Raw genomic sequence first — 14,343 nt, 5'->3', positions numbered from 1 at the left:
GAATTCCAATGACTGAACGTTCAAACTCCAAATCAAACTACTCGCGGCGCGATGCAATGCGGTTGATGGCGATAGGCGGGGCTGCAGGCCTCATTGCGCCCAATCTGTTGGGCAAACCCGCCTTCGCCCAGACGCCTCCGGCGAGCCCAACCGGCCGCGTCGTCGTCGGATTTTCGCAGGAACCCACCGTCTTCAATCCACTGATGCCGCATACCGAGTGCGATGACGCTGTGCATTTCTCAGTGTTTGATACACTCGTTCGCATGGATCCCAAAGGCGTTCTTCAACCCAATCTTGTGGTCGAAGTGCCCAGCCAAGACAACGGCGGCATTTCAGAGGACGGACTTGTGTGGCGCATTCGCCTGCGTGATGACGTCCGCTGGCACGACGGCGAGCCCTTCACTGCCGATGACGTGAAATTCACTCTCGAGCTCATCACCAATCCGAAATTCCGCGCGTGGCGCACGGCCGGCCATTCGCTGGTGCGCGATATCAAGGTGGTCTCGCCGACCGAGCTCACCTGGCGGATGGAGGAGGCTTTCGCCCCCTACCTGTCGTTTCTCGCCGAAACCTTCATGGTTCCCAAGCACATCCTCGAAAAAGAAGCCGACCCAAATGCCGCCGCCTTCAATCAGGCGCCTGTCGGCACTGGCGCATTCAAGTGGGCGCAGCGCATCGCCGGCGATCATATCGAACTCGTCGCGAACGCGGATTATGCCGGGGAGGGCCCCTATTTGGAGCGGCTCGTGTTCAAATACATCCCCGACATGACAGTGCTCTACACCCAGTTCAAGAGCGGCGACATTGATCTTGTCGACCAGGCATTCATAACCGCCGACCACTATGAGGAAGCCAGCAAACTACCGGATCGCGCGGTCATGCTGGAGCGCGGGGCATCGGTCGAGTCGATCTATCTCAATCTTGAGAAGCCGCAATTCAAGGACCCGGCGGTCCGCCAGGCGCTCTACGCCGCAATCGATAGGAAAGCGATCCTCGAAGCACTCTATTACGGGGTCCACAACCCCACCGAGACCTTCATGCCGCAGAATTCCTACTACTACAATCCGAACCTGCCGGCACAGGAGTTCAACATCGAGCGCGCGGGTCAGATCCTCGACGAGGCCGGCTGGGTACCTGGAGCTGACGGAATACGAGTGAAGGACGGGGTGCGTCTGTCGTTCGCCAACTCCACCACCTCCGGCAACCACCTGCGCGAGCAGACGCAGCAGTTCCTGCAGCAGACATTCGCCGAGATCGGGGTGGAGATGACCATCTCGAACCTGCCGGCCGCCGTCATGTGGGGCGATTTCTGGCTCAAATCCCAGTTCGAGTCAGCGATCTCCGGTGTAACCAACGTCATCGCGGGCGACCCCGACGTTTCCAACCGCCTGCACACCAAGGCGATTGTTGCGAAGGGCGGAAAGGGCTCGAACACAGGCCAATACTCCAACCCGGAGGTCGATGCACTGCTCGACAAGGGCACCCGCACCTTCGACCGGGAAGAGCGGCGCGCCATCTATCTGCGTGTGCAGGAAATCGTCCGTCAGGATCTGCCGTTCCTGCCTCTGTTTGCCTACGCCAACGTGTTCGGCCGCAAGGAAGGGCTGGAGGGTTTCGAGGCAAACTCCAACGCCCGCGTCGCATCCTGGCATGCCGCCGGATGGCATTGGAAGGGCTGACATACTTATGCCGCCGCCGCCTTGCGGCGGCGGCCAGTCATCGGCGCTGTCTTGACAGAGGAGAGTTGAATGCGCGGCTTCCTGCTCAACCGGCTCTCGCAGAGCCTCATCCTGCTCCTGATCGTGTCGGTCATCGGGTTCCTCGTCCTGAACCTGCTACCGGGCGGTCCGCTCGCGCAATTCGGGCTCGATCCCGGCATGACGCAAGACGATCTCGATCGCCTGAAAGAGCAATTGGGGCTGAATCGACCGCTGTGGATGCAGTATTTCGACTGGGCCTGGCGGCTTCTCCAAGGCGACTGGGGCCACTCCTTCCGCGACGGCGCGCCTGTGCTGGCCGTGATTGGCCGGCACGTCTTTGCCACGCTGCTGCTGATGGGTACGTCCACCGCGATTGCCATCGCGATCGGCACCTGGATCGGCATTCGTGGCGCCACGCACCGCTATTCGCTGTTCGACCATGTGGCGACGGTCGGAGCTATGGTCGCGCTGTCGATCCCGACCTTCTGGTTCGGGCTCGTCGGCATCTACATCTTCTCCCTGCGGCTGGGCTGGGTTCCTGCAGGCAACATGTACACGATCGGCGACGGTTCGGTCCTGAACTACCTGCATCACCTGATCCTGCCAAGCATCGTGCTGTCGCTGGTGCATGTCGCGATCTGGAGCCGCTACATGCGCACAGCAACGCTCGACGCCATCAGCCAGGATTTTGTCAAGACCGCCCGCGCCAAGGGCCTGAGCGAGCGCCGAGTCATAATGAAGCACGTCGTCGGCAATGCGCTTTTGCCGATGATCACACTGGCCGGGGTGCAGCTTCCGAGCATCCTGACCGGCGCGCTGGTGACGGAGACAGTGTTTACCTGGCCGGGGATGGGTCGGCTGTTCTTGGACAGCCTCGGCTACAGCGACTACCCGGTCGTGATGGGACTGCTGATGTTCTCAGCCATCCTCGTCATTCTCGGCAACCTGATCGCAGACATCGTGGTGGCGATCGTCGACCCGCGCATTCGTCTGGGTTGAGTGCTTAACCTCATGCCCAACAGGAGGCACCCGAAATGACCGCTCTTGCCGCAAATGCAGAACCAAGCCGCTGGTGGCGTAGCCGCACCGTGCGCCGTTTCACGAGCCATCATCTGGCGTTGCTGGGGGTGGCGATGATCACCCTACTTACGCTGGCATGCGTCTTTGGCCCTCATCTCCTGCCCTATGATTCCCTCTACATCGATTTGCGCGCCCGCTTTTCACCGCCCCTGTCCGGCGACCATTATCTCGGGACCGACCCTTTGGGCCGGGACGTGGCGGCGCGACTGTTCATGGCGGGGAGGACCTCCCTGCTGGTGGCATTCTTCGCCATGCTGCTGTCGACGCTGATCGGAACGCTCGTCGGCGTGATCGCGGGCTACCGCGGCGGCTGGATCGGCGCAGCACTGATGCGCACGGTCGACGGCTTCCTGTCATTCCCCTCCATCTTCTTGTTGCTTGCCTTGGCCGCGGCACTGAAGCCGAGCCCCGCCATGGTCACGGTCATCGTCGCTATCACCAGCTGGATGGAGGTGGCCCGAATTGTCGAGGCCGAGGTTCGGTCGTTGCGCGAGCGCGAGTTTGTGCTGGCCGGGCGCATGGTGGGGCTGAGTGGCACGCATATCATGTTCCGCGAGATCCTGCCCAACGCCATGGGTCCGATCATCGTGGCCGCGACGCTGACAGTGGCGCGCGCAATCCTGCTGGAAGCCTATATCAGTTTCCTGGGTTATGGCATTCAGCCGCCGCTGCCCAGCTGGGGCAACATGCTGGAGGGCGCCCAGCAATATCTGGACAGTGCGCCCTGGCTGGCGATCATTCCCGGGGCCGCCATCACGATCGCCGTAACCAGCTTTAATTTCATCGGCGACGGACTGCGCGATGCGCTCGACGTGCGAGACGATCGGGTCTGATCTCGCCGGCAAACACGGCCCATTCCCGATCCAGCAAACGCAGCGAGAAGTCACTCACGTGCACGAGCCCAACGTCGCCGACAAGAATACACCTTACTGGTGGGAGGCGGCGCCCGTCGTGCCGCTGCCGCCGCAGCCCTTGGCCAGGAAGCTTGATGTAGCCATCGTCGGCGCTGGCTACGCCGGCCTTTCAGCCGGGCTCGCGCTGGCGCACGAAGGACGCTCGGTTGCAGCTTTTGATGCGATGAATCCGGGCGAGGGTGCTTCAACGCGCAATGGCGGAATTACGAGTGGGAGTATCCGGCTGGACTACGCCACCATCACCCGGCGCTTCGGCGAAGAGAAAGCCTTGGCGATCGAGGCCGAGGGCAAGATCGCGCGCGAATTCCTTTACGATTTCATCAGAACGGAAAAGCTCGACTGCGACCTCAAGTTGGTTGGTCTTTTCAAAGGCGCCATCGGATACGAACAGTACGAGAAGATGGCCCGCGGCGCTGAGGCTTTGGCGAAGAAACTTGCGGTCGAATCTTACCCCGTTCCCCATTCGGAGCAGCGCAACTACATCGGGACCGACTTCTACCGCGGCGGCGTGGTGCGGATGGACATTGGTGGGCTGCACCCGGCCAAGTTCCACGCCGAGCTCCTGCGGGTGGCGCTCGCTACGGGACTGACGGTGCATTCAAACACGCCCGTGACCTCGATGGAGAGGGATGGGTCGGGGTTCCGCGTCGAGACCTCGGCAGGGACGGTGCAGGCGCGGCAGATTCTGGTCTGTACAAACGGCTATACGGATGGCGCCAACCCCTTCCTGCGCCGCCGGCTGGTGCCGGTTCGCAGCCGCATCATTGCAACTGAGGAACTCGCGCCTGAGATGATGGCTCGCCTGATGCCGAAGCGGATGATGATGGGCGAGGGCCGCGAGCTTGGCTTCTATTACCGCCCTTCGCCGGACGGCAGGCGCATTCTGCTGGGTGGGCGTGACAGCTCGCGCGTGGGCGATCCGGCAGCGCCGACGCTCCGTCTGCGCAACGGGCTAGTCGGACTTTTCCCGGAGCTGGAGAAGGTTCGCCTTTCCCACAGCTGGTTCGGCAACGTGGCCATGAACCGCGACATGCTGCCCCGCATCTTCGAGAAGGACGGCGTGGTCTATGCCACCGGCTTCTGCGGTTCGGGCGTCGTCTGGGCGCCGTGGGTCGGCACGCGTGCCGCCTACAAGCTGATGGGACATGGTGAGCAGGCGCGCACCGCATTCGACTTTCGGCCGCCTGCGGCCATCCCGCTCTATCATGGCGATCCGTGGTTCATGCCGGCCGTTATCAAGGGCTACGCACTGTTGGACCGTATCGCCTGGTGGCGCGCCAGCCGCTGACAAGCGGGCATTTTTTGAAGGGCATTCCTCTACGGACCGGGCAAGCGGGAATGAAGACTCAGATAGTGGTCGTTGGCGGTGGGGCTGGAGGTCTGGAGCTCGTGCGGCGGCTCGGAGCACGGCTCGGCCGCAAGGATTTTGACATCATTCTTGTGGAGCGGAACCACACTCATGTCTGGAAGCCGCTTCTTCATGAGGTTGCGGCTGGATCACTCGATGCAAATCTCGACGAGATTGGCTATCGCAGCCACGGCTATCGTTGGGGCTACCGCTTCTTCTACGGCTCGTTGGAGGCCATCGATCGGACAGCGCGGCAGGTGATCGTGGCGCCGATTTACGACGATGACGGGTCGGAACTGGTTGGTCGACATCGGCTCCGGTACGATTACCTCGTTATCGCAATCGGTTCGGTCTCAAACGACTTCGGTACGCCGGGAGTGAAGGGCCACTGTCTTTTCCTAGAAGATCGTCATCAAGCCGATCGCTTTCGACTGAAGTTGCTGAATCATTGTCTTCGGGTTTCAAGGACGATGTCAGCTGATCCAGCCGAGGACGTGTCCGTCGATATTGCTATCGTAGGTGGCGGCGCGACCGGCGTTGAGCTCGCTGCTGAACTCTACAATGCTGCATCATCTCTTAGGCATTACGGCCTGGAAGTCTTCGACGAGACGCGGATGAGGGTCACCCTGATTGAGGCGGGGCCGCGGATTCTTCCGGTTCTGCCAGAAGCTTTGGCAAAAGCGGCGCATGAGGAACTTGAGGCCCTCGGCGTCCGGGTGCTCGCAAACACAGCTGTATCGGAAGCAATGGAAATGGGACTGAGGTGCGCTAGCGGAGAGGAGATACACGCCGATATTTGCGTCTGGGCTGCAGGAGTGCAGGGGCCACGTATTCTGGAAGATCTCGACGGACTGGAGGTGGCGCGCAGCAGACAACTTGTCGTCCTTCCCACCCTGCAAACGAGCCGGGACGAGCGCATCTTCGCTTTAGGCGATTGCTGCTTTTTCAAGCCAGAGGGCGCGGGCAGCCCGGTGCCACCACGCGCTCAGGCTGCCCACCAGATGGCATCGACGGCTTATCGCAACATTCTTCACTTGATTGCCGGGGAAACGCCGGAACCATTTGTCTATCGCGACAAGGGCTCGCTGGTGTCATTGAGCCGATTTTCCACCGTTGGTAGCTTGATGGGAAACCTCGTCGGGGGGCGGATGGCGATCGAGGGGCGGCTGGCCCGGATGATCTACGTGTCTTTGTACCGCATGCACTTGCTGGCCGTCCATGGCTGGGTCAAGGGATTGGCTCTTATCTTGGTTGGCCAGGTCAACCGGGTTGTCCGTCCGCGTCTCAAATTGCATTGACGTTACTTAGGCTCGTGGACACGCCACGGCACAGGATCGAAGGTTGCCGCTTGGTGCACATTGCACCTCGCCTGAGCGAAGCCCGATTGGTCTTGCCGCCATCGTTAACGGTGGTGCGTGGTGCAGCTTGCCGCGGGCTAGCACGACAGGTCAGCGGTGGGACGCGTTTGCGCGGATCAGTGCGTCGGCCATGTAGAGGTCCTGTAGGGAGATACCAGAACTGTCGAAGACCGTGATTTCGTTGTCGAAGCGGCGTCCAGGTGCACGCTTCTCAATCACCTCGCCGATTGGTGTTACCGCAAGCACGCCGGCGTCGATCTCGTCGCGCACGTGTTGGAACTCGCCGATCTGGACTGACTGGGAAAGCAGATCACAAAACAGACGTGCCCTGGGAAATAGTTCGCTAGGCAATTCGCGCTTGCCCGGAGCATCCGACCCCATGCTGACAATATGGGTTCCGGGTCCCACCCAAGCGGCGTCGAACAGCGGTTCGCGTGAGGGTGTCGCCGTCACCACGATGTCGGCCGCGCGCACGGCCTCCTCGGGCAAGGCAGCGCGCGCCTCCAGGCCCCTTTCGCCGATCTGATCGACAAGCGCGTCGCGTCGCGGCGAAGGGCGGGCCACGACCAGCATGGTTTCGATTGGGCGGATGCGTGCCAACGCCATCACTTCGAAGCCCGCCTGGTTGCCGGCGCCGAATATCGCCAGAACCTTGGCTTGCGCCCGCGCAAGAAGATCGGCCGCAACCGCGTCGGCGGCGGCCGTCCTGTAGGCGTTGACCTTCCCGGCCTCGATTACGGCGCCGAGCCGACCTGTATGCTGATCGAGCAGTACGACAGTTGAGTTGTGGCGGGGAAGGCCACGTGCCGGGTTGCCCGACCAGAAGGAGCCAATTTTCACGCCGGTCAGGTGGTCAGACGAACCGGATTTGATTGAGAAGGTATTGGTCGCCTCCTGCGTGCGCCCGAGAACAGCGGGAAAGACCCAGCTCTGCTTGCAAGCTGCGGCCACGAGAGCTTGCCGCGCCGCCTCAAAGGCAAGTTCATGTGTGACAAGGGCGGCAGACTCCTCTTCGCTGATGTAGATCATCCAAACTTCCTTGTGAGCATCAAGCCGTTCATCGCGACAAAGTGTTCCCGTGCATGGCGTGGTCAGCCCGAGATTACATCGGTGTAGAGGCGCGGACGCCACGCCGACTGGCAACCATGATGGGCGACGCAGGATGGCAGATGAGTAGTTTCACTCGATTTGCGCCATTTTGTATGCCGAGGGACGGGGTCAAAACGAATGATCCCGTCGAGTTAACAGGGTAAAACAGCAGGGAAATCTGCCTGTCTGGAGCGACTTTAAGGTCTGACTTCAAAACGACCTCGGACCAAGAGACAGCGTTCCACCAATGGCCCTCGAATATGAGAGAGACACCGTCAGCGCCCCAATCGAGCTGATGAACTTCGAAACCCGCCACGTGCCGGGCGCGCTGAGGCTGTCGCAGGAGATGGCCTGGCCTTATCGCCATGAAGACTGGGAATTCGCCGCCATGGTCGGCCAGGGCCTGGTCTTGGAGCGGGCAGGCGAAGTGATCGGCACGGCCCTGTGGTGGAACTACGGACAGACATATGCCACCGCCGGGATGATCATCGTCACCGCCTCCGCACAAGGCGGTGGCTACGGCTCGCGACTCTTTAATGGACTGCTTGAGGCAACGGACGGCCGCGACGTGTTGCTCAATTCGACCGAAGAGGGGCTCACGCTCTACAAGCGACGCGGCTTCACCGCCTGGGGTACCGTGCTCCAGCATCAGGGCCCGCTGACCCTCCCGGTGACGCAGAGTGCGCGCACCGACGTTCGCCAGGCGACAGTCTCCGACCTCGCGGCGATTCAGGCCTTCGACGGACGGGCCACGGGCATGCCCCGGCCGTCGATGGTGGCGGCGCTCGCTGAAGTGGGCAATGTATTGGTCATCGAACGCTGGGGAAGGGTTGCGGGTTACGTCATCGCCAGGAGGTTCGGGCGCGGCTACGTGATCGGCCCTGTTGCAGCTGAAAGCGCACAAGACGCGCGCCTCCTGATCCTGGCCCAGCTTTCGTCGCTTCACCGGCAATTCGTGCGCATCGACGTCTATGCCGAACACGGGTTGGGCGACTGGCTGGAGAGCCTAGGCCTCGAGCGAGTCGGTTATGCGACCGCTATGGTCAAGGGGCGGCGGCCAGTGTCCGATGGGGCCGCCCGCATGTATGCCTTGGCAAACCAGTCGTTCGGTTAAGGAATAAGGATACGGGAAAGATGGAGCCAAACGTAAAAGCGCGTGAAGCGGCCAAAACGATCGACGCCCTCATCACCCCGTCGCTGCTTCTGGACCGCGGACGGCTCGAGCGCAACGTTCAGCGTCTCGCCGAGCGCGCCAGAAAGCTGGGCGTGGTGCTGCGCCCTCACATGAAGACGGCCAAGAGCATCGACGTCGCCCGAGGCGTCTTTCCCCGCGAACCCGGCGCGATCACGGTCTCGACCATCGCCGAGGCGGAGTATTTCGCGGGCCACGGCTTTCGCGACATGACTTATGCGGTCGGCATGTCGCCGGTTTCGGCTAAGCGCGCCATGGAGATTTGTCGCCGTACCGGCGCTGATGTGAAGCTGCTGCTCGATTCCGTGGAGCAGGCCGATGCTTTGGCCGACGTGCGCGAGACCACCGGCGTGACACCGTCCGTCTTCATCGAACTGGACTGCGATGACCATCGCGGTGGCTTGAAGCCGGACGATCCCAGGCTGCTCGAGGTGGCCGAAAGGGTCGTCGCGGCGGGCGCCAAGCTCGTCGGCGTTCTCGCCCATGCGGGCGAGTCCTATGGCTTGAGCACGCCCGATGCACTGGTCGAGGCAGCCGAGAACGAGCGTTCGGCCACCGTGCGCGCGGCCGAAACTTTGCGTGCCCACGGCCATGCCTGCCCGATCGTCAGCCTAGGCTCGACGCCGACGGCGCACTTCGCCCAGAAACTCGAGGGCGTCACGGAGTTGCGCGCCGGGGTCTACATGTTCTTCGACCTCGTCCAGCACGGGGTCGGGGTCTGTACCATCGACGATATCGCGATTTCCGTGTTGGCCACTGTGATCGGCGCCAAGCCGGAAAAAGGATGGGTGTTGGTCGATGCTGGGTGGATGGCGCTTTCGCGCGACCGCGGAACCGCGAACCAGCAGCTCGACCAAGGCTATGGTGTGGTCTGTGACGAAAAGGGGCGGGTGCTCGAAGATGTAGTCGTGTCCCAGGCCAGCCAGGAGCACGGCATCCTCGCGATCCGCAACGGTTCCGGCAAGAGCATGCCCGAGCTCCCGGTCGGTACGCGGATCCGGATCCTGCCCAACCATGCCTGCGCGATGGCCGCCCAGCATGACTTCTACAGCGTCATCAACGGTGAGAGCCCCGAGATCGAGGCGCGTTGGGAGCGGATCCGCGGCTGGTAGGGCTTCAATCTCTACGCTTTGCATGGCGCCCATGCAAATTGACGCACTGGTGGTGCAAAATGAAACTTACGTCCTATTGGCTGGATACGTCTCAACCGTTCGATGACGGATCGTCCAACCCCCTCGAAGGTCGCTATGACGTGGCCGTGGTCGGCGGCGGTCTGACCGGATCCTCCGCCGCATTGGCCCTCGCCAAGAAGGGCGCCCGGGTTGCCCTGCTCGAGGCTGAAACAATCGGCAACGCCGCGTCGGGGCGCAATGGCGGCATGTGCAACAACGGCTTTGCTCAAAACTATGCGATCATGGCCGGCAAGTACGGCAAGGATGCCGCAAACGCGCTCTACAAGGCTTTCGACGCCGGCGTCGATTTGGTCGAGCGGCTGGTCCAGGACGAACACATCGACTGCAGCTTCTCGCGCGTGGGAAAGCTCAAGCTTGCGGCCAAGCCCGAGCACTACGACATGCTGGCACGCAGCCAGGAGCTGCTGGCGGCCAATGTCGATCCCGGAACGAGGATGATCGCCCGGCCCGACCTGCAGGGCGAGGTCGGGACCGACCGCTACCACGGCGGGCTGCTGTTTCCCAAGAGCGCCAGCATGCATGTCGGGCGTTTCGTCCGGGGACTGGCGACCGCAGCGGCGCGGCGTGGCGCGGAGGTCTATGAACATGCTCCGGTCATGGCCATGCGCAAGGTCGCCGGCGGGCATGAGGTTGAGACCCCTCGAGGCAAGATCGTCGCGCGGCAGGTTCTGCTGGCGAGCGGCATTTCCAAGGTCGGTCCGCTTGGATGGATCCGCCGCCGCATCGTGCCGGTCGGCGCCTTCCTGATCGTGACGGAACCGCTGTCGCCTCCGCAGATCAAGCGCCTGATGCCGACGGGCCGCAATGTGGTCGACACGCGCAACCTCGTCGTCTACTGGCGGCTGACCCCGGACAATCGCCTGCTGTTCGGCGGCCGGGCTCGGTTTGCGGGTTCCAACCCTCAGTCAGACGAAAAAAGCGGCCGAATCCTGAAAGCGGCGATGGTCGACGTCTACCCCGAAATGGCGGGTGTCCGGGTCGACTACTGCTGGGGTGGGTTGGTCGACATGACCCGCGACCGCCTGCCCCGCGCCGGCGAGCGCGACGGCGTCTACTACTCAATGGGCTATAGCGGGCACGGCACCCATATGTCGACGCTGATGGGCAGTATCATGACCGAGGTCATGGACGGGCGCCCCGAGCTCAATCCGTGGAGGGATTTCGACTGGCCCGCGATCCCCGGCTATTTCGGGCGTCCCTGGTTCCTGCCAATCCTCGGCGCCTATTACCGCATGAAAGACCTCGTGACATGACCACGCCCCTCGAACACCTGTCTCGCAACGGCCGCCTGGGCAGGTTCTTCATCGATGGCGAATGGCGCGAGCCGCAGGGCACCGCCACGGGCGTTGTGGTCAATCCGGCCACGGAAGAGGCCGTGACCCGGTTTCCGCTCGGAAATGGCGAGGACGTTGATGCGGCCGTTTCGGCGGCCCGCCGGGCGTTCGCCACCTGGAGCCGTACCAAGCCGGAATTTCGCGCGGGTCTGCTCGATCGCCTGCAGGCGCTGCTCGAAGCGCGCATTGAACTGCTTGCACAATGCCTGACTCTCGAAATGGGCGCGGCGATCGGATATGCGCGTACCGCGCAGTTGCCGCTAGCGATTGCCCACGTGCAGGTCGCTCGCGATGTCCTCACAACCTTCCCCTTCGTCGAGCAGCGCGGCCACACCGCGGTCACCCGCGAACCGATCGGTGTTTGCGCGCTGATCACGCCGTGGAACTGGCCGCTCTACCAGATCACCGCCAAGGTCGCGCCGGCGCTCGCCGCAGGCTGCACGGTTGTGCTGAAGCCGAGCGAGCTTTCTCCTTTGAGCGCCCTTCTGTTCGCGGAGGCGATCGAGGAAGCCGGCTTCCCGGCCGGTGTCTTCAACCTCGTCCAAGGTAACGGCCCCGGCGTCGGTGCAGGTCTCGCGTCCCATGCGGATGTCGACATGATCTCCATTACCGGCTCTACCCGTGCCGGCATCGCGGTGGCCGAGGCCGCCGCGCCGACGGTCAAGCGCGTCGCGCAGGAGCTCGGCGGCAAGTCGCCGAACGTGATCCTGCCCGACGCCGATCTCGATCGCGCCGTTTCGCTGGGCATAGCCGCTGCCTTCCGCAATCTTGGCCAGTCATGCAGCGCGCCGACGCGCATGATCGTGCCGCGCGCGTTGCTTTCCGAGATCGAGCCAATTGCCAAGCGGGCCGCAGATGAAATCGTCGTCGGAGATCCTCTCTCGGAAGCCACCACCCACGGTGCAATCGCAAACCGTGCTCAGTTCGACCGAATCCAAACCATGATCGGCGTCGGCATTTCGGAAGGCGCGAAGCTTCTCACCGGCGGACAGGGCCGTCCAGCCGGCCTGAATGTCGGGCTCTACATAAAACCGACGGTTTTTTCCGAGGTGCGCACGGGCATGCGCATCGCCCAGGAGGAGATCTTCGGACCGGTTCTTTGCATCATCCCCTACGAGACAGTGGAGGAGGCCATCACCATCGCCAATGATACCGTCTATGGCCTAGGGGCCCATGTGCAGGGCAAGGATATGGACGTCGTCAAGGACGTCGCGTCGCAGATCCGCGCCGGTCAAGTGCATCTCAACTACCCAGCATGGGATCCACACGCGCCGTTTGGCGGCTTCAAGCACTCCGGAAACGGACGCGAGTACGGCCTCGAGGGTTTGTTGGAGTATCTCGAAGTCAAATCCATCCTCGGCTATTTCTAGGCGACATCTTGCCAAGCGCCGAGGGCGCGCCGGCTTGACCGGGTCGGACACGCCAATCACCGCCGCTGCCGGTCCGTCGATCGCCGAAGAGCTTCTGGAGTCGCAAGCCAGATACGGAACCCTGGAGGCGGGCAGAAAAGTCGAGGAAATTCTCAGTGGTCTTGCAGCGCGGCTGCAGAAGGAAGGTTTCAGCCGGATCGTGGTCGCAGGCGGCGAAACCTCTGGCGCCGTGTCACTCGCCCTTGGCGTGAGAACGCTGCGCATTGGCGCCGAAATTGCGCCAGGGGTTCCTTGGTGCGACGTCGTCGGAAGCGAGCGGCCGCTAGCCGTGGCGCTCAAGTCAGGCAACTTCGGTTGTCCGACATTCTTCCGAGATGCTTTTGGAATGCTCCCATGACCGAAGCCGCACTACGCGAGAAAGTTGCCCGGCTTGGAAAGTCAATGTTTGACCGAGGACTGATGTTCGGATCGCCGGGTAACATTTCCGTCAGGCTGGCCGATGGATGGCTGATGACGCCGACGGGAACCAGTCTCGGAGCACTTGATCCCGCCCGGCTTGCGAAGATCGATGCTGCGGGGCAACTGGTTGGAGGGGATCCGCCAACAAAGGAAGCGTTTCTTCACCCGGTTGTCTACGACAGGCGCGCCCGCGCCGGCGCCGTCGTTCATTTGCATTCCACCCATTCAGTCGCCGTTTCATGCCTGTGTGGGGTGGACCACTCAAACGTGCTGCCGCCCTTGACCGCTTACTACGTTATGCGCGTGGGCACGCTCCCTCTAATACCGTACTTCGCTCCTGGAGATATTGACCTGGCCCGGGCCGTCGGCGAGCTCGCATCGCGGCACCATGCGGTGCTGCTGGCCAATCACGGACCGGTCGTGGCTGGAAAGACCCTGGACGATGCGGTCTACGCGACCGAGGAGTTGGAAGAAACGGCGAAGCTGTTCCTCGCCCTCAGGGGCATGGCAACCCGTCCCCTGACCCAGGCGCAAGTCGACGACCTCCAGAAGCGCTATCCGTTGAATTTTAGCGGTCGCCAACGCGCCCTGTGTTGCTAGTTCCGCTGAGAGTGACTCAGCCAGACGCCAGCGGGTCGGGAAGACCTGCCAAAACGTGCGTGCCCCTTTCAGGGCGCTTCGGCTCAAAAATGCGAGAACGGTCGCACAGCGAAAGGGCGTGCTGGTTTGGCAGCCGACCGGAGGGCCTTCTGCTGAATGACCATGCATTGTGGCACATTCTGCCAAACACCTGCGATTATGCTCGGCTGATAGGGCAGATTGACAGGAACCAAGGACATGAATCGCTTCCGGCCGAAATACGTGACTTTTGATTGCCACGGCACCCTCATCAATTTCCAGATGGCGGAAGCCGCCCGGGATCTGTTCGGCCATCTCCTGGGTGGCCCGCGCATGGATGAATTCATCAGGAACTTCCAGGGGTACCGCCTGGATGAGGTGATGCAGGACTGGAAGCCCTATGCGGATGTCGTTCACAATGCGCTCGAGCGCACCTGCCGCCGCAACAACATCGCATTCCGTGCCGAAGACGCTGAAACGATCTACAATCGCATCCCGACATGGGGACCGCATCCTGACGTCCCCGCGGGATTGGCCAAACTGGCCAAGGAAATTCCGCTGGTCACCCTGACGAACTCCATGATGGCCCAGATTCCGTCGAACGTGGCAAAGCTCGGTGCGCCCTTCCATGCCGTCTTGACCGCCGAAGAGGCGGGTGCCTACAAGCCGCACTTCAAGGCGTTCGAAG

13 protein-coding genes are annotated in these 14,343 nt (G+C 62.3%); 12 read left to right on the top strand and 1 reads right to left on the bottom strand.

Features of this window, described 5'->3' with window-relative positions:
* The first annotated feature begins 8 nt into the window (after positions 1 to 8).
* From MAXJ12_RS31150 to MAXJ12_RS31130, 5 genes are all read left to right on the top strand, one after another.
* A complete protein-coding gene (locus MAXJ12_RS31150; RefSeq protein ID WP_008840174.1) occupies positions 9 to 1,679 on the top strand; it encodes a peptide ABC transporter substrate-binding protein in 1,671 nt (556 codons plus the stop codon).
* A 69-nt stretch (positions 1,680 to 1,748) separates the two neighbouring features.
* Positions 1,749 to 2,699, top strand: a complete 951-nt coding sequence (locus MAXJ12_RS31145; protein ID WP_008840173.1) for an ABC transporter permease — start codon at positions 1,749 to 1,751, stop codon at positions 2,697 to 2,699.
* A 35-nt stretch (positions 2,700 to 2,734) separates the two neighbouring features.
* Positions 2,735 to 3,613 carry an ABC transporter permease gene (locus tag MAXJ12_RS31140; protein WP_008840172.1) on the top strand — a complete coding sequence of 293 codons (879 nt, stop codon included), beginning with the start codon at positions 2,735 to 2,737 and terminating at the stop codon, positions 3,611 to 3,613.
* A gap of 58 nt (positions 3,614 to 3,671) precedes the next feature.
* The gene (locus MAXJ12_RS31135) at positions 3,672 to 4,982 is read left to right on the top strand and encodes an NAD(P)/FAD-dependent oxidoreductase (protein ID WP_040589073.1); all 1,311 of its coding nucleotides are present in this window, start codon (positions 3,672 to 3,674) and stop codon (positions 4,980 to 4,982) included.
* A gap of 50 nt (positions 4,983 to 5,032) precedes the next feature.
* Entirely contained in the window at positions 5,033 to 6,340 is a 1,308-nt protein-coding gene (locus MAXJ12_RS31130; RefSeq protein WP_008840170.1) for an NAD(P)/FAD-dependent oxidoreductase, read from the top strand.
* Positions 6,341 to 6,490: 150 nt separating this feature from the next.
* On the opposite strand, the gene MAXJ12_RS31125 is transcribed toward MAXJ12_RS31130, so the two are convergent.
* A complete protein-coding gene (locus MAXJ12_RS31125) occupies positions 6,491 to 7,429 on the bottom strand; it encodes an ornithine cyclodeaminase family protein (RefSeq protein WP_008840169.1) in 939 nt (312 codons plus the stop codon).
* 307 nt (positions 7,430 to 7,736) lie between these two features.
* Here MAXJ12_RS31125 and MAXJ12_RS31120 point away from each other — a divergent pair, with 307 nt between their 5' ends.
* The 7 genes from MAXJ12_RS31120 to MAXJ12_RS31090 all read left to right on the top strand — a co-directional run.
* On the top strand, positions 7,737 to 8,603 hold the full coding sequence (locus MAXJ12_RS31120) for a GNAT family N-acetyltransferase (RefSeq protein ID WP_008840168.1): 867 nt from the start codon (positions 7,737 to 7,739) through the stop codon (positions 8,601 to 8,603).
* Positions 8,604 to 8,623: 20 nt separating this feature from the next.
* On the top strand, positions 8,624 to 9,793 hold the full coding sequence (locus MAXJ12_RS31115) for an alanine racemase (RefSeq protein ID WP_008840167.1): 1,170 nt from the start codon (positions 8,624 to 8,626) through the stop codon (positions 9,791 to 9,793).
* Between the two features lie 59 nt (positions 9,794 to 9,852).
* Complete coding sequence (locus MAXJ12_RS31110; protein ID WP_008840166.1) at positions 9,853 to 11,127, top strand: NAD(P)/FAD-dependent oxidoreductase; 1,275 nt, start codon at positions 9,853 to 9,855, stop codon at positions 11,125 to 11,127.
* Entirely contained in the window at positions 11,124 to 12,578 is a 1,455-nt protein-coding gene (locus tag MAXJ12_RS31105) for an aldehyde dehydrogenase family protein (RefSeq protein WP_008840165.1), read from the top strand. Before MAXJ12_RS31110 ends, MAXJ12_RS31105 begins: the two co-directional genes overlap by 4 nt.
* A 34-nt stretch (positions 12,579 to 12,612) precedes the next feature.
* The gene (locus MAXJ12_RS31100; RefSeq protein ID WP_008840164.1) at positions 12,613 to 12,975 is read left to right on the top strand and encodes a nucleotide-binding domain containing protein; all 363 of its coding nucleotides are present in this window, start codon (positions 12,613 to 12,615) and stop codon (positions 12,973 to 12,975) included.
* On the top strand, positions 12,972 to 13,637 hold the full coding sequence (gene otnC / locus MAXJ12_RS31095) for a 3-oxo-tetronate 4-phosphate decarboxylase (RefSeq protein WP_008840163.1): 666 nt from the start codon (positions 12,972 to 12,974) through the stop codon (positions 13,635 to 13,637). The genes MAXJ12_RS31100 and otnC overlap by 4 nt, the downstream gene beginning before the upstream one ends.
* 237 nt (positions 13,638 to 13,874) lie before the next feature.
* On the top strand, positions 13,875 to 14,343 hold a 469-nt coding region (locus tag MAXJ12_RS31090; protein ID WP_008840162.1), incomplete at its 3' end, for a haloacid dehalogenase type II.

Origin of the sequence: Mesorhizobium alhagi CCNWXJ12-2, from assembly GCF_000236565.1 — a bacterium.
Classification (GTDB): domain Bacteria; phylum Pseudomonadota; class Alphaproteobacteria; order Rhizobiales; family Rhizobiaceae; genus Allomesorhizobium; species Allomesorhizobium alhagi.
This window is presented reverse-complemented; position numbering and strand designations above follow the sequence as displayed.